This window comes from Corynebacterium renale (assembly GCF_002563965.1).
GTDB lineage: Bacteria > Actinomycetota > Actinomycetes > Mycobacteriales > Mycobacteriaceae > Corynebacterium > Corynebacterium renale.
Map to the genome: position 1 here is coordinate 1,601,597 of NZ_PDJF01000001.1, position 25,014 is coordinate 1,626,610.

Sequence of the window (25,014 nt, forward strand, 5' to 3'; positions counted from 1 at the left end):
GTGTGGTGCATGGCCAAAAACTCCTCCTTCGTCCACCTGCACAACCACACCGAATTTTCCATGCTCGATGGCATGGCAAAAGTGGATATGTTGGCCGAAGAGGTAGTACGCCAGGGGATGCCAGCTGTCGGTATTACCGACCACGGAAACATGTACGGTTCCGATGCGTTTTACCGCAGGATGACGTCTGCCGGCGTGAAGCCGATTATCGGTATCGAGGCGTACTTGGCGCCTGAGTCTCGCTTCAACAAGAACCGTGTGCGCTGGGGTGAGCCGCACCAGAAGTCCGACGACGTTTCTGCATCGGGTGCGTATCTGCACCAGACGATGCTCGCTGAGAATGCTACTGGTCTAAAAAACCTGTTCTATCTTTCTTCCATGGCATCCTACGAAGGCCAGTTGGGTAAATGGCCACGTATGGATGCGGAACTCATCGCTGAGCGCAGTGAAGGCATCATTGCCACCACCGGATGCCCGTCTGGCGACGTCCAGACGCGCCTGCGTCTCGGACAGTTTGACCAAGCTCTCGAAGCTGCTGCGATGTGGCAGGACATTTACGGCAAGGATAATTATTTCCTCGAGTTGATGGACCACGGGCTAGACATTGAAACCCGCGTGCGCAGTGAGCTTCTTGAGATTGGCCGCAAGCTCAACTTGCCGCCACTGGTGACTAATGACTGCCACTATGTTCTGGAATCGCAGGCTAAAGCCCACGAGGCGATGCTGTGCGTTCAGACCGGTAAAACGCTGCACGATCCTGACCGCTTCAAGTTTGACGGCACGGGATATTACATTAAGTCCGCTGAACAGATGCGCACGATTTTCGACGACATAGTTCCCGATGGTTGCGACAACACTCTGTGGATTGCAGAACGAGTAGGGGACTACGGCGAGATTTGGGAATCTCATCCCCATGACCGTATGCCTATCGCCGACGTGCCTGAGGGCTACACGCCTACTACCTGGCTGCACCATGAGGTGATGGCCGGCTTGCAGGACCGTTTCCCTGGTAAGGATGTTCCGCAGGAATACATTGATCGTGCGGAGTATGAGATCAGTGTTATTGATATGAAGGGCTACCCTTCGTACTTTCTCATCGTCGCGGAGCTGATTAAGCACGCCCGCTCTGTGGGGATTCGTGTGGGACCTGGCCGTGGTTCTGCTGCAGGTGCGTTGGTCGCGTACGCGCTGACGATTACCAACATCGACCCGATGGAACATGACCTCCTCTTTGAGAGGTTCTTGAACCCGGAGCGTCCCTCAGCGCCGGATATCGATATCGACTTTGACGACCGTCGTCGTGGCGAGATGATTCGTTACGCAGCCGAACGCTGGGGCGAGGACAAAATTGCACAGGTTATTACTTTCGGCACGGTGAAGACGAAGCAGGCGCTGAAAGACTCTGCTCGCGTGCAGTTCGGGCAGCCTGGTTACCAAATCGCTGACCGGATTACCAAGGAACTGCCACCAGCAATCATGGCGAAGGATATCCCGCTAAGCGGTATCACTGACCCAGAGCACCCACGTTACGGCGAGGCAGGTGCGGTGCGCAGCCTCATCGAGACCGACCCTGATGTCCGCCAGATTTACGAGACCGCCCGTGGCCTCGAAGGCGTTGTCCGTCAGGCCGGTGTCCACGCGTGTGCCGTGATTATGGCTTCTGTTCCCCTGCTGGATCACATCCCAATGTGGAAGCGTGCAGCAGATGGCGCAATTATTACCGGCTGGGATTATCCCGCCTGTGAAGCCATCGGCCTGCTGAAGATGGACTTCCTGGGCTTGCGTAACTTGACGGTGATCGGTGACGCCATCGAAAACATCAAGAAAAACCGTGGCGAGGATATCCACCTCGAAGAACTGACTACCGACGACGCCGGCGTATACGAGCTGCTGTCTCGTGGCGATACCTTGGGTGTGTTCCAGCTCGACGGTGGTGGTATGCAGGAACTTCTCAAGCGCATGCAGCCTACGGGGTTCAACGATATTGTCGCGTCGCTTGCACTCTACCGCCCCGGCCCCATGGGCGTGAACGCTCACTGGGATTATGCCGATCGTAAGAATGGGCGGCAACCGATCACTCCGATTCACCCTGAGCTTGAAGAGCCACTCAAGGAGATCCTGGATGAGACCTACGGTCTGATCGTGTACCAGGAGCAGATCATGCGTATCTCCCAAAAGGTGGCAAACTACACGGCAGGCCAAGCAGATGGTTTCCGTAAAGCGATGGGTAAGAAGAAACCGGAAGTCCTGGCGAAGGAATTTGTCACTTTCGAAGCCGGAATGAAGGAAAATGGCTATTCCGACGGCGCTATTAAAGCGCTGTGGGAGACCATTGAGCCATTCGCGTCGTACGCGTTTAACAAATCACACGCTGCAGGCTATGGTCTGGTGTCCTTCTGGACCGCGTACTTGAAGGCACACTACGCGCCGGAGTACATGGCTGCGCTACTCTCGTCGGTGGCGTCGAACAAGGATAAGTCTGCAATTTACCTGTCGGACTGCCGTCACCTTGGGATTCAGGTGCTGTCTCCGGATGTCAATGAGTCCGAAAATGACTTTATGGCCGTCGGCAACGATATCCGTTTCGGCCTTGGCGCTATTCGCAATGTGGGCCACGAAGTTGTGGAATCGATCGTCGAAACGCGGCAAACCAAGGGTGACTTCAAAGACTTTGGTGACTACCTAGAAAAGATTGACCTCCTGCCCTGTAATAAGCGCATCACCGAATCGCTGATTAAAGCAGGTGCCTTCGATTCTTTGGGGCATCCGCGTAAGGGTTTGATGCTTATCCACGAGGACGCTGTAGATGCGGTGACCTCTACTAAGAAGGCTGCGGACAAGGGACAGTTCGACCTCTTCGCTGGTTTGACTGGTGATGATGCCGAAGGCGTGGACAATGTGTTCGCAATCGAGGTCCCTGATACCGAGTGGGACCGCAAACACAAGCTCGCAGTCGAGCGCGAAATGCTCGGATTGTACGTGTCCGGCCACCCGCTTGATGGCTTCGAGGAGGCGATTGCGGCTCAAACCGATACGCCAATCACCACCGTCGTGAGTGGCGAAATGCGACATGGCCAGGAAGTAATCATCGGTGGCATTATTTCCGGTGTGGACCGCAGGTTCTCCAAGAAGGATGGTTCGCCGTGGGCGATTGTCACGGTAGAAGACCACAACGGTGCTTCCTGCGAGCTTCTGGTATTTAACCGCGTCTACGCTCTGGTTGCATCCCAGATCGTCGAAGACAACATCATCATCGCCAAAGCCACGATCTCCATACGCGACGATCGCATGAGCCTGTTCTGTAACGACCTCCAAGTCCCTGACCTGGGCGCTGGTAACGGGCAGGGTCTTCCGCTGCGGTTGACGCTGCGCACCGAGCAATGCACGCCAGAAAATATCAAGCTGTTAAAGGACGTTTTGCTTGCTAACCACGGCGAGTCTGACGTCTACCTCAACCTCATTAATGGTGACCAGAAAGCGCTCATGGTGCTCGGCGAACACCTCCGCGTTAACCGCACTGGTTCGCTGATGGGGGACCTCAAAGCCACCATGGGGCCGGGGATCCTGGGCTGATGTGCTCGACGATTCTGTCGGGCTTTCGGTGGAGAATCAACGTTTGATCGATGCCGTTTTGTCTTCGGTTACCGCTCCTGAAAGCTCCATGTACTGACACTACAGACAGTGGTGGAAACAAATGCACCAAAGATTGCGTTGGAGGTAAAGGGTACATGAATAGTAATAAAAAGTCAGAGAAATACACTCCGGGCCCAATTTCAGCAGCTCAACTTCTGCTCAACCGCGAAAAAGAAGGGAAGGCGACAATCCCTATTCCTGACCGCGTTCGCAAAATGGCAGCGTACGGCGAGGGTTCAAAAATCGCATAGGCGCGGGCAGGAGTATCCGCTCTGCTGTCGACGCTGAAGAGAGCGAATCATCTGACACGGATACATTGAGGCTCGGGATACCCGAGCCTCTTGTGAATACGTAGGCATCGTAAGTGTCTGAATATAATTCCCTAGCAAAGTTCCCGAAATGGACTGAGCTGTCTACAATGGTTCGGGATTGCAGACTTTGCGTCCCCGGAGCCCCGGTGTTACAGCTATAGAGAAGGAGAGACTGTGTCAGTCGATCACATCCGTACTACCCACGTGGGTTCTTTGCCACGCACCCCAGAGCTGCTGGATGCGAACCTCAAGCGCGCTGCTGGTGACATCACCGAGGAGCAGTTCTTTGAGATTCTGCAGAAGTCCGTGGATGAGGTCGTCAAGCGCCAGGTAGACCTAGGCATTGATATCGTCAACGAAGGCGAATACGGTCACGTGACCTCCGGTGCTGTCGACTACGGCGCATGGTGGAATTACATCTTCACCCGCCTCGGTGGCCTGACAATGACTGACGAAGACCGTTGGGCAAACCAGGACATCGTCCGCTCTACTCCGGGCAACATTCAGCTGACCTCGTTTGCTGACCGCCGTGACCGCGTGAAGTTTAACGAGGCCTACAGCGACCCCGACTCCGGTATCTTCACCGGACGGGCAGCAGTGGGCAATCCCAAGTTCACCGGGGAAATCACTTACATCGGCCAGAAGGAAGTAGACACCGACGTCGAACTTCTGAAGAACGCCATGAACGCGGCCGGAGTTAAGGACGGCTTCGTTGCTGCTATTTCCCCAGGTTCCGCAGCGCGCCTCAAGGACGAGTTCTACGGCGACGACACCGCTGTGGTCAACGCTGCAGCCAAGGCCCTGCACCACGAGTACAAGGCAATTACCGACGCCGGCCTGACCGTCCAGCTCGACGCTCCTGACTTGGCAGAAGCGTGGGACCAGATTAACCCAGAGCCCACCATCGAGGATTACCGCGCATGGATCCGCATCCGGATCGACGCAATCAACGATGCTCTCAAGGGGCTTCCTAAGGAGCAGACCCGTCTCCACATTTGCTGGGGTTCCTGGCACGGTCCGCACACCACCGACGTTCCATTCGGTGACATCATCGAGGAGATTCTGCGCGCTGAAGTCGGTGCCTACTCCTTCGAAGGTGCCTCCCCACGCCACGCACACGAATGGCGTGTCTGGCAGGAACACACTCTGCCTGAGGGCACTTTGATCTACCCAGGCGTTATCTCGCACTCGATGAACGCCGTTGAGCACCCACGTCTGGTCGCTGACCGCATCGTTCAGTTCGCTGAACTCGTCGGCCCGGAGCGCGTTGTTGCATCGACTGACTGCGGTCTCGGTGGCCGCCTGCATCACCAGATTGCATGGGCAAAGCTGGAATCGCTCGTCGAAGGCGCACGCATCGCATCCCGCGAGCTCTTCTAAACCCAGAGCAAAAAGGGCAGGCCCTCGGACTCGAATCCGAGGGCCTGCCCTTTGCTTATCACTAGGCGCGGGGAGAATCCCCGCCAACCTAATTTTTTTAGATGCGTACACCCCACGAAGCGAGGGTATTGCGCACAGCCTGTGCTGCATTCGGATCAAACTTCAGAATCACGGTGCCCAGGGAGACCAAACCGTAAAGGATCGAAAAGATACCTTGGACGACGGTGAAGAACATTTCAGCCTCAGGTGTGAGCCGTGCCCACTCAGGCAGCCGTTCATTGTTGCACTTACGCAGCTCGTTAGCTTCCTGGTCGGTGAGCTCTTTGTTCTTGCGGTCTTTTTCAAAGAGCGGGTTGCACACCTTCTTGCGCTCTTCCGACATCGGAGGAACGGAGCTGCCGCTTGACGATTCCTTACCCTGTTCTTTCTTGGAAGATTTGTCATCTTCCTTCTTCTTGGCCCCCTCAACCTGCGCGTCGGTCTCCACATCAGAGTTCTTGTCGCTTGCTGGTTCAGTGGAAACTACCGGGGCTGAATCTCCGGATGCGGTGGTGTTTTCAGCAGCTACTGCTGGTGCAGTAATGCTGCATGCGGTAGCAAAAGCAAGGGTAGCGGCAAGTAGGCGACGCTTCACGTGGTACTCCTCAGCGGATTAGGACATATACATACGAATTGGCTGGGTGCCAGATTCATAATCTGTGAATAATCTAGCAGCCAAAACTGCTCCATGCTAGTGCACCGGAATGCGGGTGCACTGACTATGATTACGTTTCATGACAAATACGCACTCCGAAAAGCAGCCTGTTGTACCAACTGATGAGGTGCATGCTGCAGACATTCAGCAGGCCCAGGCCCGTATTTCAACTGTGATTGCACCTACACCTTTGGAATACTGCCCACGTCTTTCGGAGGCCACCGGAGCTGATATTTACCTCAAACGTGAGGACTTGCAGGATGTGCGTTCCTACAAGATCCGCGGAGCGTACAACGCCATTAGCCGCCTCTCTGAAAGCGAGCGCGCAGCCGGTGTTGTGGCGGCGTCGGCAGGCAATCATGCCCAGGGCGTGGCGTATGCGTGCAAGGCTATGGGGATCAAGGGAAAGATCTTCGTTCCGAATCCCACTCCGAAGCAGAAGCGTGACCGCATTATGGTGCACGGCGGCGACGCCGTGGAACTCGTGGTGACCGGCAATAACTTCGACGAGGCCGCAGAAGCTGCACGGAAGGACGCTGCGGAGCGCGGGGCGACAATGGTGGAGCCTTTCGACGCCCGCGACACCGTTATCGGTCAAGGCACCGTGGCAGCGGAGGTCCTGTCCCAGTTGACGTCGATGGGCAAATCTTTGGACATGATTACCGTGCCCGTCGGGGGCGGTGGCTTGCTTGCTGGCGTGGTTTCCTATCTTGCCGATATGGCCCCGTTAACCGCTGTTGCTGCGGTGGAACCGGCAGGTGCTGCCTCCATGCATGCAGCGCTTGAAGCAAACCACCCGGTAACACTCGATGAGGTTGACAACTTTGTCGACGGCGCTTCAGTCAAACGCACCGGCGACATCAACTTTGCCATCATCGAACGGAATAAGGGCCGCATCCATCCGCTCGTGGTTTCCGAAGGCGCGGTGTGCACAGAGATGCTGGACCTGTACCAGAACGAGGGCATCATCACGGAGCCTGCCGGTGCGCTGTCTGTGGCTGCGCTTAAGGAGTTGAAGTTTTCCCCGGGTGAGACCGTGGTGTGCATCATCTCGGGTGGTAACAACGACGTTCTGCGCTACAACGAGATCATGGAACGCTCCCTGGTTCATCGTGGGCTGCGCCACTACTTCCTGGTGAACTTCCCCCAGGAGCCAGGCCAATTGCGGGCATTCCTGACAGAGGTGCTTGGCCCTGACGATGACATCACCCGCTTCGAATACTTGAAGCGCAACAATCGTGACACTGGTGCTGCACTCGTTGGCCTCGAGCTAGGTTCTGCTGCCGGTCTCGAGGGCCTGCTAGAGCGCATGGACGCGTCCAGCCTGCACATTCAACAACTGCACCCGGGTACGCCGGAGTACGATTTCCTGATCTAGCGTGTAGACGCGCAGCAGAAATCCCCCGAACGCAAGCCAGCGTCCGGGGGATTGTCTGTTTCTAGTTACCTAATGCAACAGCGGCTGCCTTATCGATGCGGCCGAAGTTGTAGTATGCGGCGCAGGCACCTTCTGGGGAGACCATGCAGGTACCGATCGGGGTATCCGGCGTACACGCGGTGCCGAAGACCTTGCACTCCCAGGGTTTGATGCGCCCGGTAAGTACGGAACCGCATTCGCAGGCGACAGGGTCTGCCACGCGCTTGGAGGGGAGGGTGAAGCGGCGCTCGGCGTCGTAGTCGGCGTACGCTTCGGAGATTCCGAAGCCGGAGTTGTCGAGCCAACCGAGGCCGCGCCATTCGAAGGTGTCGCGGATGGTGAAGACTTCGTCGAAAAGCGCCAAGGAGGTTGGGTTTCCTTCTTCACCGACGACGCGCGAATACTGGTTGTCTACTCGCGCCTCGCCGCGTTCAATCGCGCCGGAGACGAATTGTTCGAGCAGCATCGCGACGGATTGCAGGATATCCAATGGTTCGAAGCCTGCGACGGCGACGGGGAGGTTGAATTCTTCTGCGAGGAAGTTGAATGCCTTTGTGCCTACGACGGTTGCTACGTGGCCTGGCCCAATGAAGGCATCGACTTCGGTGTCGCCACCGTCGGCGATGGCGCGGAGTGGTGGTTCGATGGTGACGTGATTGGAAAAGACGCTGAAATTCTTGAGCGCACGCTTCTTGGCGGTGAACAGGGTGACTGCGGTGGACGGTGCTGTGGTTTCGAAGCCAACCGCGAAGTAGACCACGTGCTTGTCGGGGTTGTCTTCAGCAATTTTGAGCGCATCGAGGGGGGAGTAGACGAAACGGATGTCGCAGCCACGTGCTCGTGCTTGTAGCAGGGATTCGTTGGAGCCGGGTACACGCATCATGTCGCCGAAGGTTGCCAGAATGACGTTGGGTTGTTCCGCCAGCCAGAGGGCATCGTCGACGCGTCCCATCGGAATCACGCAGACCGGGCAGCCGGGGCCGTGGACCAGGTCGATGGAATCGGGCAACAGGTTCTCGATGCCGTATCGGTAGATCGTGTGGGTGTGGCCACCGCAGATTTCCATGATCTTGATGGGGTGGTCAAGCTTTTCGGCATCGTGGGTAATGCGCTTCAGTAGGGCGCGGGCGGCGGCGGGGTCGCGGTACTCGTCGACGAATTTCACGGGTGAAAACTCCTCGGAATCTTTACTATGGGATGTGACGTATGAATGCTTTGTAGTTAAAACAATCGAAAATGTTTTAACTAATTTCGGAACTTATGAAGGATTCCAATTCGTCTTCATAAGTATTCGCGCCGAGTTGTTTGATTTGTTGCAGTGTCACATTTGCTTCGTCTTCATCAATCTTGCTCAATGCAAAACCGACGTGGACCAGAACCCATTCACCGACGCTCAGGCCCTCTTCGACCAATAAATCAGTGGAAATGACACGCTGGACGCCACCGATGCTGACGGTTGCGCGAGTCGGTTCCGGAATTTCTACAATTTGAGCGGGTACTCCAAGACACATGGCTTTAAAACTCTCTCCTTCGTGTACTACCGTCAAATGTAACACCATCTATGGGATTTTCTGGAAAGGAAGCGGTTTATCATGGAGCCGAAAAATAGGCTCAACGAAGATCAGGGTCGCGTTAATTCCAACATTGCTCGGGTCCGCAGGCACCCGGCGCGGCTCAAGGATGAATTCATTACGCTTTCGCACGGCGCTGGTGGCAAGCAGTCGACCACGCTGCTCGACAGGCTCTTTTTCGACGTTTACGGCAATGATCTTCTCGGCCAGGGGGGCGATTCGGCAGTCGTTGATTTGGCCGAATTAACCGCAGGCGGCGCCAAGTTGGCGATGTCTACTGACTCCTACGTGGTTAACCCCATCGAGTTCCCGGGCGGAAATATCGGTGAGCTAGCTATCAATGGCACAGTGAATGACCTTTCGGTCGCAGGTGCTGTCCCGAAGCTTATTTCTGTGGGTTTCATCCTGGAAGAAGGACTCTCGGTAGAGACGTTGCGTCATATCGTGGAGTCGATGAAGGAAGCAGCGGACGCGGCAGGCGTCACTATCGCAACGGGTGACACGAAGGTTGTCCCGCGCGGTGCCGCCGACAAGCTGTATATCAACACCGCCGGTGTGGGCATCATTCCTGAAGGTCGCCACGTGGGGCAGGATCAGGTGAAGGTGGGAGACACGATTATCGTTTCCGGCCCAATCGCTGACCACGGCATGTCCGTGATGATGGCCCGCGGCGATCTCGCTCTAGACGCCCCGATTGAGTCTGACACCCGCTCCATTAACGGCCTGGTTGAAGCACTGCTCAAGGCAGCGCCGAATACGCACTGGATGCGCGACGCCACCCGTGGTGGTGTGGCAACAGTTGCTAATGAGCTTGCCGACGACACCGGGCTCGCCGTGATCCTCGAAGACGAAAACATTCCTGTCAATCAGATGACGCGCGCAGCCTGTGACATCCTGGGTATCGACCCGCTCTACGTAGCCAATGAGGGCACGTTCATTGCGGTCGTCGCCGCAGATGAAGCAGATGCTGCAGTCGAAGCCCTGCGCGAAGCAGGCGCACCGGGGGCTGCCAAGATTGGCCGCATCGGTGAAGAACCAGCAGCTTCCGTAGTTCTGGTAACCGGTTTCGGTGGCGCCCGCATGGTGGACAAGCTTGCCGGCGATCCGCTTCCACGAATCTGCTAAACGCGTAGGCGCGCGGCGTCGTCCACGCCTAAAGCGCCAGCGGCGGCCTGTCCTAGAGCGAGGCCGCCGTCGTTTGCCGGAACTACCTCATGCTCCAGCAAGTCCAGGCCCTGCTGGGAAAGGTATGCGCGCAGGTCTCCCACGAGAAGTTGGTTGAGGGCACACCCTCCGCTCACACCCACCACGGTGGTGCCATGCTTCCGGGCAGCTTTGACCATCTCTGATCCGACGAGCGCTGCACATCCAGTATGGAACCTGCGCGCCCGCACGCTCGCGGGCAGGCTGTCATCGAGACAGTCTGCAACGAGCTGAGACCACGTCGGGTCGTAGTGGGAAGGGGCGGCTTCTGCTGCCGCGCACGCCTCTAGCTCCATCGCGGCTTGGCCTTCGTAGCTGACACTTTCGCGATAGACGCCGATGAGGTAGGCGGCGGCGTCGAAAAGCCTTCCCAGAGAACTGCATTGCACAGTCCCAGTGCCGTGACGCAGTTGCGAATCCACAACCTGGAGCGCCACCGGGTCAACGGAAGAAAAATCAGCCCGATCGCCAACGAGAGCGCGGGCTAACCGCCACGGGTGCACAACTGCCTGGTTGCCGCCAGCCAACGTGAAAGTGGGCATGTATGCCTCACGAGTCCACTCTGGGCCAGGGGAGCAGTGCAGGATTTCACAGCCCCAGATCGTTCCATCTGTGCCATAGCCTGTCCCATCAAGAACTGCGACGACCGCATCCTCGGTCACCTGGTGTTCCGCCAGCAATGCCCGCGCGTGCGCATGGTGATGCTGGACCTGGATAAGCGCAATATCGTGGTCCGCTGCGTAATCTTCGGCCCACGCTACCGTCGAGTAGCTGGGGTGGAGGTCAGCAACCACCGCGTCGGGGGTTACGCGATGCATACGCACCAAATCCGCGACGGCCTGGTTCAAGGCTTTGCGCCCCTCCCACGATTCCTGGTCGCCGATGTGTGGGAAAAGGTGCACCCGTTGGCCCACCATGAGAGCCGGAGCATTCTTCAACTCAGCGCCCACGGCAACAATCGCGCGATCCGAAGCATCGGAGGCGATATCGATGGGCATGGGCGCCATCCCACGACCACGCCGAATAATTCGACGACCACGCATGACGGAATCCTCAGCCGCCCGATAAATAGGCCGATCGTGCATGACAAAAGCATCCGCAAACCCGCCCAACTTTTCCCGCGCCTGCCCATTATCTATGCACACCGGCTGCCCCGACGGATTACCCGACGTCGCCACAACCGGACGATCCACCAAGAGTTCGTGCAATGGCGAATAGGGGACCATAACCCCAATTTCTGTAAGGCCGGGAGCAACAAGTGGATCCAACGCGGCCTTCCGCGGAGCAATAACAATCGGAGCCGCAGTCCCGTGCATAATTGACGACAGCTCAGGGCTCAGTTCAACAATGTCTTCCGGAGTGGACGACATCACCGCAAAGGGCTTCGCTGGTCGACGTTTGCGCTCCCGCAGGTTCGTCAGCGAGGTCTGCGCGCCGGGGCCGTAAGCAGAGGCCATGAGGTGGAAACCACCAATACCTTTAACCGCGACGATCTTTCCTTCGTCCCATAACTGGTGAACGCGGGCGGCGAGCACGTCGGGGGTGCCGTCGACACGAGTGCCGTCCGCGTTTTCGATCCACATGCGTGGCCCGCAATTGGGGCAGCTGATCGGTTGGGCGTGAAAGCGCCGGTCAACCGGATTAGTATATTCCCGTTCGCAGTCGGGGCACATGGGAAAGCCTGCCATAGTTGTTGCGGGGCGGTCATAGGGCACGTCGGTGATGATTGTCAGCCGTGGCCCGCATTCGGTGCACGTGATGAAAGGGTGGTGGTACCTGCGGTTGGCGGGGTCGTGGAATTCCGCGCGGCAGTTGTCACACATGGCCGTATCCGGTGGGATGAGCGTCGGAGTGCCGGCGACGTGGTCGGATTCGACGATGCGGAATGCGGATTCGCCGTCTACTAGCGGTATTTCGCGAACTGTGTGCCCGTTGATTTTTGCGATAGCCGGGGCGGTGTCGACCATGTCGGCGAAAAAGCAATCGATGGATTGTGGGGTGCCTTGGGCTTCTATGAAGACTTCGACGTCGTTATTGCCCACGAATCCGGTGAGCGGATACTGTGCGGCAGTACGTGCGACGTGGGGGCGAAATCCGACCCCTTGGACGATGCCAGAAACTGTGTACCTGCGCCGAATGCTTTCCATAAGAACCCACATTAATGGTTTTACAATTACCTATTAGAATGAGGGGCATGCACGAAGTCGCCCTTAGTCACCAACTCGCATCCGTGGTGTCGCGGGCAGCAGCAGGGCGCTGCGTAGTGGGAGTCCGTCTTGAAGTCGGGGCACTGCGTCAAGTGGTGCCCGAAACGTTGCAATGGGCGTGGCAGTTCGTCGCCCCGACGCGCGGGCTCAATCCCGTAGAGCTCACAATTATTCGGGTTCCTGCCGTCGTCGAATGCGCGGCGGGACATCGAACGACCCTGTCTGGTGAGCTTGACGTACGCTGCCCCCAGTGCCCGGAGCCGACGACCGTGGTGGCGGGTGAGGAATTTCGTGTGCTTGATATTGATGTCGAGTAACCGCTCAAGAGAGGTAGATCCCAATGGGTAGATTCCACCGCCACGATGACGGAACTGTCCACGCGCACCATCACGACCACGATCACGCGCATGACCACAGCCACGAACACAGTCACACCAATCCTGTGTCCGAGCACGGCGACCACTCCAAGTACGCCACTGGCTCGCAGCGCGTTGAGGTTCTAGAGGACATCTTCACCGAAAATGATGCCTGCGCGGACTCCAATAAAAAGCTTTTCGACGACCATTCGGTGACGTGCGTGAACCTTATGAGCTCTCCGGGGGCAGGTAAAACGACGGTGCTCCGTAAAGTCCTTGAGGCTGCCCAGGGCGTCGTTCGCATGGGAGTTGTCGAAGGCGATATTGAAACATCCATTGACGCAGACAAGCTTGAAGGCTTGGGTGCGCAAATTGCGTTGCTTAATACCGGCGACGGTTTCGGCGGGGAATGCCACTTGGATGCTCCAATGGTGTCGCATGCTTTAAAAAAATTAGACCTTGATGATCTCGATTGCGTGATTATTGAAAACGTGGGCAATTTGGTGTGTCCTGCGGAATTTGAGGTCGGTGCTCACCGTAAGGCAATGATTGCCTCAGTAACTGAAGGCGAAGATAAGCCTCTGAAATACCCGGTCATGTTCCGCAGTGTTAATGCAATTGTCATCAATAAGATTGATTTATTGCCTTATGTTCCGTTCGATATCGAGCAATTTAAGGAAAACATTCGGAAGGTGAATCCCACTGCGGAGATCTTCGAGATGTCTGCATATACGGGAGAAGGGGTTAAACCTTTCCTGCAGTGGATTGACGCGCGTTTGGCATAAGCGCAGCTAAAGGTATTTCGCTACATTAATGGTGCGGAAATATCGTTTCTCTTAATGGTGCTCATAGTGTTATTCTTCAAATAGGTAAGAGGACTGACCAGTTGCGGTTCTCTCCAGTGGCAGAAGGCCCGGGCGCGTATTTCTATGGCTGACTGAGGCCTTAAGGAAATAGTGTGAGGATCTTGATTAATGAATCTTGAAAACGCATGGCTTGGGTCTACACTCTGGGACAATTTGAAAGCACGGGGGGTTAGCCGCCGTAGTTTCATGGGCATGTGTGCCGCAATGTCTGGACTGTTTGCCGTAGGCAAGCCGGACCCCGCCTATGCCGTTGATGCTGAGACCGAAAAGATTAGTGAGGCCCTCGGTGGGGCGAAGAAGCCGAACGTTGCCTGGCTTCAGCTCCAGGAGTGCACCGGTTGCATGGAATCATTGCTGCGTTCTGGTTCCTCAACGGTAGAAGATCTGGTGCTTAACCAGATGTCCATGAACTACAACGAGCTCGTCATGGCAGCTTCGGGTGAAGCGGCTGAAAAGGCTCTGCACGACCTCAACCAGGAACCACACATCCTTGTGGTCAACGGTTCCGTCCCTCTCAAGGAAAACGGCGCGTACTGCACCATCGGCGGTAAGAGTGCGGAGCAGGTCCTGCGCGAGGCTGCTGAAAACGCAACCGTGGTGCTTTCGGTCGGGGCGTGCGCAGTGTGGGGCAGCGTCCAGGCAGCGAACCCGAACCCTTCGGGTGCTGTGGGCATCGACCAGATCATCAAAGACAAGCCGATTGTCCAGGTTGCCGGTTGCCCGCCCATCGGCGAAGTAATCACCGCAACCATTACGTACCTGCTCACTTATGGCAAACCACCAAAGGTGGACACGCAGGGGCGCCCGCTGTTCGCTTATGATCAGCGCATCCACGATTCCTGCGAGCGTCGTCCGCACTTCGATGCCGGGCAGTTCGTGCGCACCTTCGACGACGAAGGTGCCCGCAACGGCTGGTGTCTGTACGAAGTCGGCTGTAAGGGCCCATCGACGTACGCACCATGCCCAATCGTGCAGTGGAACATGAAGACCAGCTGGCCCATTGGCGCAGGACACCCCTGCATCGGCTGCACGGAAAAAGATTTCTTTGACAAGTTCACGCCGTTCTACGAAACGCTTCCAAACGTTAAGGGCTTCGGGATTGAGGCCAGTGCGGAACAAATTGGCCTCGGACTATTGGGTGTCGCCGGCGCTGGTGTAGCTGTTCATGGTGCGATTACCACGTTCAAGACCATCGGCGTGCGTAACTCCACGGGTGAGGTGGAACTCCTCGCAGCATTTGGCGATGAACCAGGTGCGGAAGGAACCCGCACAGCGTCACCCACCACGGCCACGACTCAGCAGTCTGAAGGAGAATAAGCATGGCAACTGAAAGAATCGTTGTAGACCCGCTCACCCGCATCGAGGGCCACCTGCGTATGGAGTTGGAGGCCAGCAACGGGAAGATCACCGAAGCCTGGAGTGAGTCCACCCAATACCGTGGCATCGAAGAAATTTGCAAGGACCGCGATCCGCGTGACGTCTGGGCATTCGTCGGACGTATCTGTGGCGTGTGCACGGCAGTGCACTCGATTGCTTCCGTGCATGCCGTGGAAGATGCCATTGGCTCCAAACCACCACGCCAGGCGCAGCTGATTCGTGACCTCGTATTGTCCTCCCAGGAGATTCACGACCACGTCGTGCACTTCTACCATCTCCACGCTCTCGACTGGGTTAACGTGGTTTCGGCTGCCGAAGCGGATCCGAAGAAGGCCGTCGAGTTCGCACAGTCCATTGGCTCGAAGTGGAAGCTCAACTCCGAAGAAAAGTTCGCCCAGGTCAAGAAGACGCTGCAGGACGTCCTGAGCTCCGGGCAGCTGTCCATCTTCACTAACGGCTACTGGGATCACCCCGACTACCGCCTTCCACCTGAGGCAAACCTCATGGCGGTATCCCACTACTTGGATGCGCTGCAGTTCCAGCGTTCCATCATTCGCATCAACACTGTGTTCGGCGGAAAGAACCCGCACCCGAACTTCCTTGTCGGCGGCATGGCATGTTCGATCGATACGGAGAAGTCAGAGACCGTCAACCAAGTTCAGATCGACAAGATTGAGCAGTGGATTGATGAAATCTACGAGTTCGTCAACGACTGCTACCTGCCTGACGCCCTCGCAATTATGGATGTGTACAAGGATTACTTCGAGATCGGCGCCGCCGCGCCAAACTTCCTCGCAGTAGGCACCGCGGGCGCCGCGTATGTGGGCAAGGATCTGGATCATCCAGTCTCCTTCGGAAATGACGGGGTTATGCCGGGAGCAATTCTCGACGGCGACTACACCAAGATCCATCCGCTAGACACTGACCAAATCTTGGAATACGTGTCTTCGGCCTGGTTCAACTACGAAGAAGGAAATGACAAAGGCCTGCACCCAACGGTCGGGGAGACCACCCCGGACTACACCGGGCCGCAGCCTCCATACAGCTGGCTATCCGACGCGGAAGACGGACGCTACACGTTCTCCAAGGCGCCACGCTACGCTGGCCGATCCACCCAGGTTGGCCCCATCGCCCGCGTTCTGTCGGCCTACATTCAGGACCATAAGCGCACCCGTGAACTCGTCGATGTTGCGTTGAAGAAGTACGGTATTGGCGTAGATAAGCTGAATTCGACCGGCGGTCGCACCCTAGCCCGCGCGGTAGAAAGCGTTACCGTGGCCGAAAAGCTGCGTGACGTGATCATGCCAGAATTTGTGAAGAACTTGCGCGAAGGGGACTTCGACGTCTTCGATGCCACGAAGTGGGAGCCATCCAGCTGGCCGGAGGAATGCTCCGGTTTCGCAGTCGTCGAGGTAGCTCGTGGCATGCTCAGCCACTGGGTCACTATTAAGGACAAGAAGGTGGCCAATTACCAGGCTGTTGTCCCGACCACTTGGCTTGCGGGTGGCCGTGACCCAGAAGGTAATCGTGGCCCGTACGAAGAATCTCTCGCTGGCAGCGGTGACCACCCACTTGTCGACCCGGAACAGCCACTCGAAGTGCTGCGCACCATCCACTCGTTCGACCCGTGCATGTCGTGTGGCGTGCACGTCTTCGACCCTGAGGGAAATGAACTTTTCCAGGTGATGACACAATGAGTAACACACTCCAACCAACCCACGCCAAAGACATGGCGATTCGGGTGTACCAGGCTTTCGCCGTCGATACGCTCTCGCCGACGGAAATCCTGGCCGCCGCTGCAGTCGCCCCCAAGGGGTCCCAAGACCCTGTGGACCAGGCACTCGTCGGTTCCCTGAAGGCCAATCGGCCTGACCTGACGCCTGAGTACGTGGATGCGGCGCACTTCGAATTAGCGACGCCAGAGCGTCGGTATTCCGTCGCGCACACGGACACCGCCGACATCATTCGTGGTGACATGGATTCTGTTGTTGAAGCTTCGGTGTCTAACCGCGCGCAGCGTGCCCTCTTGCGCAAAAACGCACGGGCGATGCACAAACTAGGGTGGCGCTGCCTAGGTGTCGCAGTTGCCGAAAAGGATCTCCTAGGCAACGTTGGGGACATGCGCCTCCAGGGGTTTGTCGCACTAGCCCCGGTCAGTGCAGGAAAGCTGGCGGCCGACGTCAACGACAACCCCAGCGACTGGGTACGTGTCGAACTGTGGCCTGCGGCATTGCGCTGGCAGCACTGGATTAACCTTTTCTTGATCATTTTGCTGACGCTCACCGGCTATTACATCATGGATCCGTTCTTCGGCCAGCAACCCGGACAAGACACGGGCTACCTGATGGGCTGGATTCGGTTCGCACATATCGCGTCTGGATTCGCCTGGATTGTGCTTGCGCTCTGGAGAGTCTGGCTGCTCTGCGTATCCAAGCAGCGCCAAAACCAGTGGCGTTCGCTGTGGCCGATATACAGCAAAGAAGACGCCAAGAATATCTTGCGCACCGCGCAGCATTACCTGTTCTTGGGTAAGGAAGAACCTCCGCTGTACATCGGGCACAACGGCCTCCAGCAAATTTCCTACAGCGGTATCTATGGCTTGTGCATCCTGCAGATCATTAGCGGCATGGCATTGTACGCACTGGCTAAGCCAGCTACATGGTACTGGGATATTGTGCGCCTACCAGTGGATTGGTTTGGCGTCCCGTGGGTTCGTCTAGGGCATGCGTTGATCATGTTCATTATTTGGGTATTCGTGGTCATCCACGTCTACTTGGTGATCCGCGCAGACTCCGTCGAGAAGTACTCCGGTCTGTCTGCCATGCTCAACGGTGGCTTGTGGCTGCACCGTGGTGGTAATCCTGTCGACGGGCCACGCATCGGTTAAGCCATGGACACTGCTTCTGTTCCTGCGATTACCTGCTTAGCGGTGGGTAACACAATCATGGGCGATGACGGCATCGGGCAGGCCATTTTGACGGAGTTACAAGCCGTTGGCCCGACTTCGGTGTACTACCACGATGGCGCCATCGCCGGACTCGAACTTCTCGGAGAGTTCGAGGATGCAGACAAACTGCTTATTCTCGACGCCACCGCCGGCCCAGGAGCCCCCGGGTCCGTGGTGCACGTCGCCGGGGCCGATATTCCCCGCGTAATTCCCCAGAATGTGTCCCCGCACCAGGTCGGTGTGATGGATCTTCTGGCAGCGAGCAGGCTCCTTGGAAATGAACCGGAAGATCTGGCACTGGTCGGTGTGGTTGCCGAGACCGTGGACCTGCGCGTGGGGCTCAGCGGGGCAGCACAGTCTGGAATCGCGGCCGCGGTGGAGCGTGCTCGCCTCCAACTCGAATGGTGGGCTGCAGGTAACGCGGGGCTGCCAGAAACGTGAGTGCGCGTGCCGGCTATTCGTCGGTATCTACGTCAATGTAGGAAATATCGAATTCCTTGCCGCGCCGCAGTTCAGCCGTTCCGGTACCACATACGGGGCAGGACAGGTCGAAGTATTCGTCGATGGGCTGTTCGCGCTGGCAGGTTGGGCACCACACGGTTGCGGTGACGGGTTCGATGTGCAGCTCGGCGTTCTCACAGGCTGTACCCTGTCGGGCTAGGAACCAAGCGCCGTCGAGTGCGTCGATGACTACGCCGGAAAAACTTCCCACGGTCAAGCCGACTGCACGGATGGTTTTGCCTTCGGCGGCTTCGCTGGCGGTGCGGGTAACTCCGGTGAGCAAACTCAATTCATGCATAAAATCTATAGTAGTTCGTGGTAGAGGAGGCCCTCTGTTGGGCGAGAAAATTCAATTGAATCAGGCCGTCGACCCAGGACTTGCTACGGTTTTCATCAGCCAACCCACTGGCACCACGGCCCCTCAAGGCGTAGAGGCCCGTTTCGATTTGAGCAGCTTTCCGCGGATTGAAAGCATGCTTGTCGACCTGCCGATGGAGCACATTGCAGACATCGTTACTAAAATTTGCGGGCTGTGCCCGGTGACGCATCATCTTGCTGTCTACCAAGCGTGGGAACATATGCGAGGCTTCCGGCCCGCTGACATCCCACCGCGCGCCCAGGCTGTGCGCACGCTTCTGCATTACGGTTCCGTCTTGGATACCGTCGCACCCAAGCTCATAATGACCTACCGGCAAGCAGCAGTGACCATCAAGAAAGCCGGCAAGGCACTGCAACGTGCGGCGGGGATGGAAGGTCACTTCCCGCATGTAGCCACCGTCGGCGGAGTGCTTCACGACGTCACCGTTACCCCCGAACTGCGTGCAATTGTAGAAGAAGCTCTGGACGTAGCCCGCGCGCTGCCAGTAGCTGAACCTATCCCGTGCAGTGGTGGCGACCTCTTCCAAAGCGACGCCTCAGGTAACTGGGACCCGCTTGGAAGCCACGTCCGCTACGCAGATAGCGCGCACTGCGAAGTTTTCCCTGTCGAGGAGTTCTTCGACCGCGTCCATGAACGCCACCCCGGGGAGATTGTTCCCCGCCCGTACATAGACACCCCCACAGGTAAGGCCTTGTACCGCGTCGGACCGCGTACCCATGCTGGCGACGGGGAAGACCCATGGGGGATCGTGGAAGCGCTATCCAAGAGCCTGCGAATTCTTTCGCAGATCGCGGAGACTGATGCACAGCTCGTCGGCACGCCCTCCCAGGAACCCACCCGGACTGGCGTCGGCCTTGTCGACGGCCCCCGCGGTGTGCTTGCCCACGCTTACGAAGTCGACGAGAACGAAGTGGTGACCGCCGCTCACGTGCTTACCCCCACAGCGCAGAACGAACCGTGGCTCGCTGAGCTGCTCACGGAAGCATGCTCTGGGCCAGACAACGAACGCACGTCACGGGCGGAAGCGGCAATTCGCGCCGCAGACCCCTGCATGCCGTGCGCTTCCATGCCCCCTGGCATGATGAACATTGAGTTTAAGGAGGAACCATGTGCCTAGGAGTTCCAGGCAAAGTACTCACTACCGGTGATAAAACCAGCCCTATGCCGATGGGCACCATTGACGTCGAAGGCGAAGAACGTCCTTGCTGCTTCGCCTACGTACCCGAGGTAGAAGAAGGCAACTACGTCCTATTCCAACACGGCTTCGCCATCGACATCGTGGCGGAGGAGGACGCACACGCCACCTTGCACACCATGCGTTCCTTCGACATGCTTAACAGATGACCTCTTACCAGCTACCGGCACCCGAGATTACGTTTACCGACGAAGTGGAAATTAAGCGTTCGCGCTTTATCACCTTCATTCGACGAGTGAGCAATTCGGAGGAAGCACGGGCTTTCATCCACGAGATTAAAGGCGAATATCCTGACGCGCGGCATCACTGCAGTGCTTTCATCCACCATGTTGAGGACGCGTTGCCCGTAGAACGCTCGTCAGACGATGGGGAGCCGTCCGGGACGGCTGGAGCCCCGATGCTCGAGCAGCTGAAGGGATCAGGAATGCTAGACATCGCCGCTGTGGTGGTGCGCTATTTCGGCGGTATCAAACTTGGCGCTGGCGGCCTGGTCCACGCCTATTCCAATGCGGTAGGGGACACGTTGCCTAAGGTGACGCGGTATGTCCGCGCGCAAAAGGAACTTGCACAAACCAGCGCCCCGCACGCAGCGGCCGGAAAACTTGAAGCCGATATTCGTGCCCGTGGCATCACCGTCACCGATGTGTCCTATGGGGCTGCGGTCACCATCACAATGGCTACTGAGCCTGGCAGCTTTGACGTGCTAGAGGACACCCTCGCTGCACTGACTGCGGGCCAAGCAACCCTGAAACGTGCCGGCACGGCCTGGGTGGAGTATCCCGCGGTAGACTAACTGCTATGACTTTGAGCCAACGCCCCACGAATCCAATTGAAGCCCGTAAGCAAGCTGTGCGAAAGTACAGTCGCAACGCCGTCGTCTGGAGTGCTGGGTCCATTGGCGTAGGCATCGTTTTTGGCCTTTTGTCTACGCACAGCTTTTTCACGTGGCTGATTATCGGGTTCGTCGTCGCCGTTATTGCCGGCGGCTACAACTACGCCAAAGTCCGCAAGATCGTTAATTACAAAGATCAGCAGTAATTTATGGCTAATCCAGCAACGCAACCTGATGGCGAGCCCGTACGGATTGACGTCTGGGTGTGGGCTGTCCGCCTGATTAAAACGCGTTCGGCTGCTACCGAAGCCGTTCGCGCAGGGCACGTGAAACTCAACGGGCAGTCGGTCAAACCCTCACAGCAAGTGGTACCCGGCGACCGGGTGCGAGTATGGGCGAACCACCACGAAAAAGATGTCGAAGTGGCGGCGACGGTACGCAAACGCGTCGGCGCCCCGGTTGCGGTGCGGTGCTATATCGACCACACTCCGCCACCTCCGCCGAAGGAATTGTTTGTAGCTCCGCCCGTGCGCGACCGAGGCAGTGGACGCCCTACGAAGAAAGAACGCCGCGCGCTGGATCGGCTTCGCGGGCGTTCGAGTTCATAGGTCAGAGATTAAAAAGCGCAGTACCGTCGAGAGGTACTGCGCTTTTGTGGGTGTCTTAGATTCCCCAGTTCGCGGGCGGGAAGTTGATTCCCAGTGGGCGGAAGAAATCTGCGATGCTCAGAGCCCACACGTGGATAAAGTCTGCGACCTGTGGGTTATCGGTGATGGAGGAGCCACCAAAGCTAGAGTTCATGAGCTGTGAACCTTCCTACGCGTGGAGAATTGGATTACGGGACCAGCATACAGCATTCGCACGATGCGGTTATGGGCTCGTGACGCCTGCATCCTGGAGAAGCTGCAGACGCGCGGGCAACCTATCTGCGCGTGCTTTAGGCCGATTGCCTGTATCCGCGGTGCGCTCAATGTGCTTGTCCCCGAAGAGGTACAGAAGGATGTCGTCGATAATGCGAACCTGTCCTGGTTGATACCGATATTTCATGGCCTGCGACACTACATTGAGGTTTTCTACGGTAAGCACTTCACGCAGTTGCTTCACAGTGGTAATCCCGTTGAGCTCGAGGAGTTGATGGAGCCACCGGTAGGAATCGCTTCTCGACGGCGCAAACTTGGTTCCCATCAACATGGAAAGAACACCCGGGAGTGTTTCTGGTGTGAGCTCAACATCATCGGAGGTTCCGGTGCCTCCCGGTTGTTGGAGGGCGGCGATTTGGTCGAATTGTTGGTCGGCAAGTTCGATAAGACCCGCGGCGAGAGTGAAGGCCCGGTCGATTTTCGGGTCGAGGTCTTCAGCGCCACGTTTGTACCGGATGTCGTGTTCAAATTCTGCCCAGGCGTGCTGCAGGACGGTGCGAATCTGGACCTCAAAGACTGTTCCTGCAAGGTCGTCTAGGCCATCGGTGCCCTCGGGGATTTCCAGGATCAGGTGGTGGGAACCGTACCCGAAATCACCGGCAATCTGCGTTTGGGCGGTCTTATTTACCGACCGCAGTAACGTGAAGGAGCGGGTAAGAACGTCCACGGCAATCGGGATTTCTGTGGAATGAAACGTGGTCACGCGAACCCCCACGATGTCGTGGATATCGGTCCACGGTTCGGGGTACACATTTTCACCAGAAGGCGTAGTTTTCTTCGCCTTGGCTTTCAACGATTCCCACGTTTTGATCCGTGCGGTCACGCGATCGAAAGTCACACCGGCGTCGCCAAGCAGATCCTCAATTTCGGCTGCGAGCTGAGTAGCCGCATCCGGGTGTTTGCGGATCCACGCGTGGTAGGTGTTTCCCAGGTTAGCAATCACGTTTTCAGACATCGCAGGCAATTGTAGCTGTGCCACCTACCAGGGAGCTGGGATGGGGAATCCATAGGAATACCGCAGGGGACCGGTAAAGGGCGTTTCAGTTATCATGCGCGACCAATCTGCGGTACAGGCCAAAGCTACGGTGTCTCTGCTATCCACCGCTACGAGTGTGTCTAGACGCGGGCAGAAATATCTGACAGGACAGGCTTGCGGGATCCAGTCCTCAGAAGAATGGCCGCAGTCGGGGGTAAGTATCCCGCAGATATGGTGGTGGAGGCGAGACCATGTGCGTGGATGCGTTAACCAGGCTGCAATGTAATTCCCGCGCACTGTCCATTGCATTGCTGTGACATCGCGGGGAAAACCGGGGATGTTATGCGCACCGCGGCTGAGGAACTCAATACCTGCGTGGTTGCGGGCCCGACGTTCTACATTGAGTGCGGCGCGTTCCCATGCTTGGAGTAGGGAATAGCCGTGGACTGCCATGTCTTTGGGGGTGAGCGGTTGGCCGTCGATTCCTATGGCCACGCGGGCTTGGGTAGACAATGCAACGCTCGGTCCTGCGTAATCAGCTGGGACGATAATCGGTTGCCATGAGTGCGCGGAAGCCTGCTCTAGGGTTTCTGCTGTGTGAGTCAGTGAAGTGTGCATGGAAAAACCTCCCGAGGTTCTAGTCTGTGCGTATATAGACGCGCGGACGTGTTCGGGAGGTTCCCTGGTCTCCGAAATTTTTGACCAGGATGGGCGGGAAGACTAGAAGGGTGGTTGTTCCTCTTGTGGTGATGCATCTACGCCGAGCGCGTTGTACAAATCCTCTGCGGACCAGATGGCAATGTCCTGACCTTTTTGTTGGTACTCACGCGCTTTCTTTTCCTTCGAGGTCACAGAGTGCCACGCTCCTGCAACAAGGATGGTGGTTTTCTTAGTCACGTTCTTACCTACGTGGCCGCCAGCTTGCGCAATGAGGTTCCACAATTGGCCTTTATCCCACGGCTCGAAATCGCCTGTCAGCGTCACGTTCTGCCCGTAGAGCAGAGAGGAGGGGTCTGCTTCTTTATTGGCATCGGGCACCGTGTCCGGGGTGGCTACGGCTTGCCACGGAGCCCTACCGCCAGTCGACTTTGATGACCCGGTTTTCCCACGTGCGGACGTGGCGTCTGTTCCACTGCGCGGTCCGTCCTTGACCTCGGAGTAGCTCAGCAATGCCTCCTGTATTTCGGCACCCGGAGCGGTTTCATCTTGCGGAGGGGTGGGATGTTGGGCAATGGTTGTGCGTTGTGTCGCCACACCTGCGCCTGACCGGTCTTTCAGTACTGGGAATACTTTCTTGTTGGCCATGGTTCCCAGCGTGAGGTAGTGGTCGAAGAATAATTCGGCAAATGAACCCGAGAAACGGTCCCTTCGTGCAGCTCCAAGGACAATCTCCGCGCACGCCCGGGCGTCAGCTAGCGCATCGTGATGTTGTTCGAGGTCGTAGCCGAATTCTTTAGCGACTGTGGGTAACTTGTGGTTTTTTACCTGCAGATTCAAACTACGTGCCAGAGCTAAAGAACAGCCGAAATAGGACGGGGGCAGCTGTGCATCGGAGTATTGCGCCGCCCGTGTGAGGGCTGTTGCATCGAACTGGGCATTGTGTGCTACCAAGGGGAGATCGCCAACGAATGATGCTAAGTCCTGAACCGTTTCTGCGAATTGAGGAGCTTCAGCGACGTCTTCAGCCTGAATCCCGTGGATCGCGATATTGGATTTATCAAAGTTGTCGACCGGCTTCGGAGGCTTGCACAGCGTGACGTAAGAATTTTCGCTGACTACGCCATCGAGGACCTTGACTGCTCCTATCTGGCAGATAGAACCCCAGTCAGAATTAGCAGTCTCTACGTCTACCGCAACAAAGTTGAGGCCGGGAATGGCCACGTTTGCGCCAAGCCCAGGGATGTCCTCGCCCTTCAATGCTGCCTCAATGGCTTCACGGCAGAGCTGTGCTGAGCTTTCTTGACCGGGCGCGAACGCAATAGAGAAGGGTGCGCGGGAATCGTCTGAAAACTCCACGCTCAGGTGCCCAAGTGCGGCAGAAGTGGGGGACTGAAGCGTCACCGCAGACAGGTCCTCGACCGCAATATGCGCTTCCGGCGTACCGCGCAATGCGGTTAACAATGCGCCGTAGTGCACGTCGATAGCCTCGGCGCTGACGTTGACGTGAGCTCCATGTGCCGTAATCACTTGTGCCTTGAGTCCTTTCGTATGGCTTGCCCGAACCAGGAAGTTCGATTACTCACCGGCTT

Annotated in this window: 24 protein-coding genes; 15 read left to right on the forward strand and 9 right to left on the reverse strand. The window is 57.1% G+C overall.

The window, feature by feature from the left end:
- The first annotated feature begins 9 nt into the window (after positions 1-9).
- Positions 10-3,573: a DNA polymerase III subunit alpha gene (gene dnaE, locus ATK06_RS07495; RefSeq protein ID WP_098389122.1), complete on the forward strand. Its 3,564-nt coding sequence runs from the start codon at positions 10-12 to the stop codon at positions 3,571-3,573.
- Between the two features lie 545 nt (positions 3,574-4,118).
- Positions 4,119-5,324, forward strand: coding sequence for a cobalamin-independent methionine synthase II family protein (locus ATK06_RS07500; protein WP_098389123.1), 1,206 nt, complete (start codon positions 4,119-4,121; stop codon positions 5,322-5,324).
- Between the two features lie 97 nt (positions 5,325-5,421).
- On the opposite strand, the gene ATK06_RS07505 is transcribed toward ATK06_RS07500, so the two are convergent.
- Positions 5,422-5,958 carry a hypothetical protein gene (locus ATK06_RS07505; protein ID WP_098389124.1) on the reverse strand — a complete coding sequence of 179 codons (537 nt, stop codon included), beginning with the start codon at positions 5,956-5,958 and terminating at the stop codon, positions 5,422-5,424.
- Positions 5,959-6,097: 139 nt separating this feature from the next.
- Between ATK06_RS07505 and ilvA the strand changes: the two genes are divergently transcribed.
- Complete coding sequence (gene ilvA, locus ATK06_RS07510; protein ID WP_048379350.1) at positions 6,098-7,396, forward strand: threonine ammonia-lyase IlvA; 1,299 nt, start codon at positions 6,098-6,100, stop codon at positions 7,394-7,396.
- A 61-nt stretch (positions 7,397-7,457) separates the two neighbouring features.
- On the opposite strand, the gene hypD is transcribed toward ilvA, so the two are convergent.
- Positions 7,458-8,600: a hydrogenase formation protein HypD gene (gene hypD, locus ATK06_RS07515; protein WP_098389125.1), complete on the reverse strand. Its 1,143-nt coding sequence runs from the start codon at positions 8,598-8,600 to the stop codon at positions 7,458-7,460.
- A gap of 76 nt (positions 8,601-8,676) precedes the next feature.
- On the reverse strand, positions 8,677-8,946 hold the full coding sequence (locus tag ATK06_RS07520) for a HypC/HybG/HupF family hydrogenase formation chaperone (RefSeq protein ID WP_048379346.1): 270 nt from the start codon (positions 8,944-8,946) through the stop codon (positions 8,677-8,679).
- A gap of 81 nt (positions 8,947-9,027) precedes the next feature.
- Here ATK06_RS07520 and hypE point away from each other — a divergent pair, with 81 nt between their 5' ends.
- The gene (gene hypE, locus ATK06_RS07525; RefSeq protein WP_048379343.1) at positions 9,028-10,131 is read left to right on the forward strand and encodes a hydrogenase expression/formation protein HypE; all 1,104 of its coding nucleotides are present in this window, start codon (positions 9,028-9,030) and stop codon (positions 10,129-10,131) included.
- Here the strand turns inward: hypE and hypF are convergent.
- Entirely contained in the window at positions 10,128-12,356 is a 2,229-nt protein-coding gene (hypF, locus tag ATK06_RS07530; protein ID WP_098389426.1) for a carbamoyltransferase HypF, read from the reverse strand. The two genes, hypE and hypF, sit on opposite strands and share 4 nt — an antisense overlap.
- A 47-nt stretch (positions 12,357-12,403) precedes the next feature.
- Between hypF and ATK06_RS07535 the strand changes: the two genes are divergently transcribed.
- The 6 genes from ATK06_RS07535 (at position 12,404) to ATK06_RS07560 (ending at position 18,403) form a co-directional block, all read left to right on the forward strand.
- Positions 12,404-12,733 (forward strand): hydrogenase maturation nickel metallochaperone HypA, encoded by a 330-nt coding sequence (locus ATK06_RS07535; RefSeq protein WP_048379341.1) that lies wholly within the window; start codon positions 12,404-12,406, stop codon positions 12,731-12,733.
- Between the two features lie 23 nt (positions 12,734-12,756).
- Positions 12,757-13,557, forward strand: coding sequence for a hydrogenase nickel incorporation protein HypB (hypB, locus tag ATK06_RS07540; protein WP_048379339.1), 801 nt, complete (start codon positions 12,757-12,759; stop codon positions 13,555-13,557).
- 189 nt (positions 13,558-13,746) lie between these two features.
- Entirely contained in the window at positions 13,747-14,955 is a 1,209-nt protein-coding gene (locus ATK06_RS07545; RefSeq protein ID WP_048379337.1) for a hydrogenase small subunit, read from the forward strand.
- Positions 14,956-14,957: 2 nt separating this feature from the next.
- Positions 14,958-16,712: a nickel-dependent hydrogenase large subunit gene (locus ATK06_RS07550; protein WP_048379336.1), complete on the forward strand. Its 1,755-nt coding sequence runs from the start codon at positions 14,958-14,960 to the stop codon at positions 16,710-16,712.
- Complete coding sequence (cybH, locus tag ATK06_RS07555) at positions 16,709-17,902, forward strand: Ni/Fe-hydrogenase, b-type cytochrome subunit (protein ID WP_098389126.1); 1,194 nt, start codon at positions 16,709-16,711, stop codon at positions 17,900-17,902. Before ATK06_RS07550 ends, cybH begins: the two co-directional genes overlap by 4 nt.
- Positions 17,903-17,905: 3 nt before the next feature.
- Entirely contained in the window at positions 17,906-18,403 is a 498-nt protein-coding gene (locus ATK06_RS07560; RefSeq protein WP_048379334.1) for a hydrogenase maturation protease, read from the forward strand.
- 13 nt (positions 18,404-18,416) lie between these two features.
- Here ATK06_RS07560 and ATK06_RS07565 read toward each other — a convergent pair whose 3' ends face one another.
- Positions 18,417-18,761, reverse strand: a complete 345-nt coding sequence (locus ATK06_RS07565) for a hydrogenase maturation nickel metallochaperone HypA/HybF (RefSeq protein ID WP_048379332.1) — start codon at positions 18,759-18,761, stop codon at positions 18,417-18,419.
- A gap of 37 nt (positions 18,762-18,798) precedes the next feature.
- On the opposite strand from ATK06_RS07565, the gene ATK06_RS07570 reads away from it, so the two are divergent.
- The 5 genes from ATK06_RS07570 to ATK06_RS07590 are packed head-to-tail and all read left to right on the forward strand — an operon-like array spanning position 18,799 to position 21,477.
- Positions 18,799-19,959, forward strand: coding sequence for a hypothetical protein (locus ATK06_RS07570; protein WP_048379330.1), 1,161 nt, complete (start codon positions 18,799-18,801; stop codon positions 19,957-19,959).
- Positions 19,950-20,186, forward strand: coding sequence for a HypC/HybG/HupF family hydrogenase formation chaperone (locus ATK06_RS07575; protein WP_048379327.1), 237 nt, complete (start codon positions 19,950-19,952; stop codon positions 20,184-20,186). The genes ATK06_RS07570 and ATK06_RS07575 overlap by 10 nt, the downstream gene beginning before the upstream one ends.
- On the forward strand, positions 20,183-20,830 hold the full coding sequence (locus ATK06_RS07580) for a YigZ family protein (RefSeq protein ID WP_048379325.1): 648 nt from the start codon (positions 20,183-20,185) through the stop codon (positions 20,828-20,830). Before ATK06_RS07575 ends, ATK06_RS07580 begins: the two co-directional genes overlap by 4 nt.
- A gap of 5 nt (positions 20,831-20,835) precedes the next feature.
- Positions 20,836-21,075: a hypothetical protein gene (locus tag ATK06_RS07585; RefSeq protein WP_048379323.1), complete on the forward strand. Its 240-nt coding sequence runs from the start codon at positions 20,836-20,838 to the stop codon at positions 21,073-21,075.
- Positions 21,076-21,078: 3 nt separating this feature from the next.
- Entirely contained in the window at positions 21,079-21,477 is a 399-nt protein-coding gene (locus ATK06_RS07590; protein WP_048379321.1) for an RNA-binding S4 domain-containing protein, read from the forward strand.
- A gap of 55 nt (positions 21,478-21,532) precedes the next feature.
- Here the strand turns inward: ATK06_RS07590 and ATK06_RS11260 are convergent, their stop codons facing one another.
- The 4 genes from ATK06_RS11260 to ATK06_RS07600 all read right to left on the reverse strand — a co-directional run bounded on the left by ATK06_RS11260 (position 21,533) and on the right by ATK06_RS07600 (position 24,952).
- Positions 21,533-21,670: a hypothetical protein gene (locus tag ATK06_RS11260; protein WP_169916275.1), complete on the reverse strand. Its 138-nt coding sequence runs from the start codon at positions 21,668-21,670 to the stop codon at positions 21,533-21,535.
- A 69-nt stretch (positions 21,671-21,739) separates the two neighbouring features.
- Positions 21,740-22,744, reverse strand: coding sequence for a GTP pyrophosphokinase (locus ATK06_RS07595; protein ID WP_098389127.1), 1,005 nt, complete (start codon positions 22,742-22,744; stop codon positions 21,740-21,742).
- A gap of 24 nt (positions 22,745-22,768) precedes the next feature.
- On the reverse strand, positions 22,769-23,383 hold the full coding sequence (locus ATK06_RS11110) for a hypothetical protein (RefSeq protein ID WP_143341409.1): 615 nt from the start codon (positions 23,381-23,383) through the stop codon (positions 22,769-22,771).
- 102 nt (positions 23,384-23,485) lie between these two features.
- Positions 23,486-24,952 carry an exonuclease domain-containing protein gene (locus tag ATK06_RS07600; protein ID WP_048379319.1) on the reverse strand — a complete coding sequence of 489 codons (1,467 nt, stop codon included), beginning with the start codon at positions 24,950-24,952 and terminating at the stop codon, positions 23,486-23,488.
- Positions 24,953-25,014 lie beyond the last annotated feature (62 nt).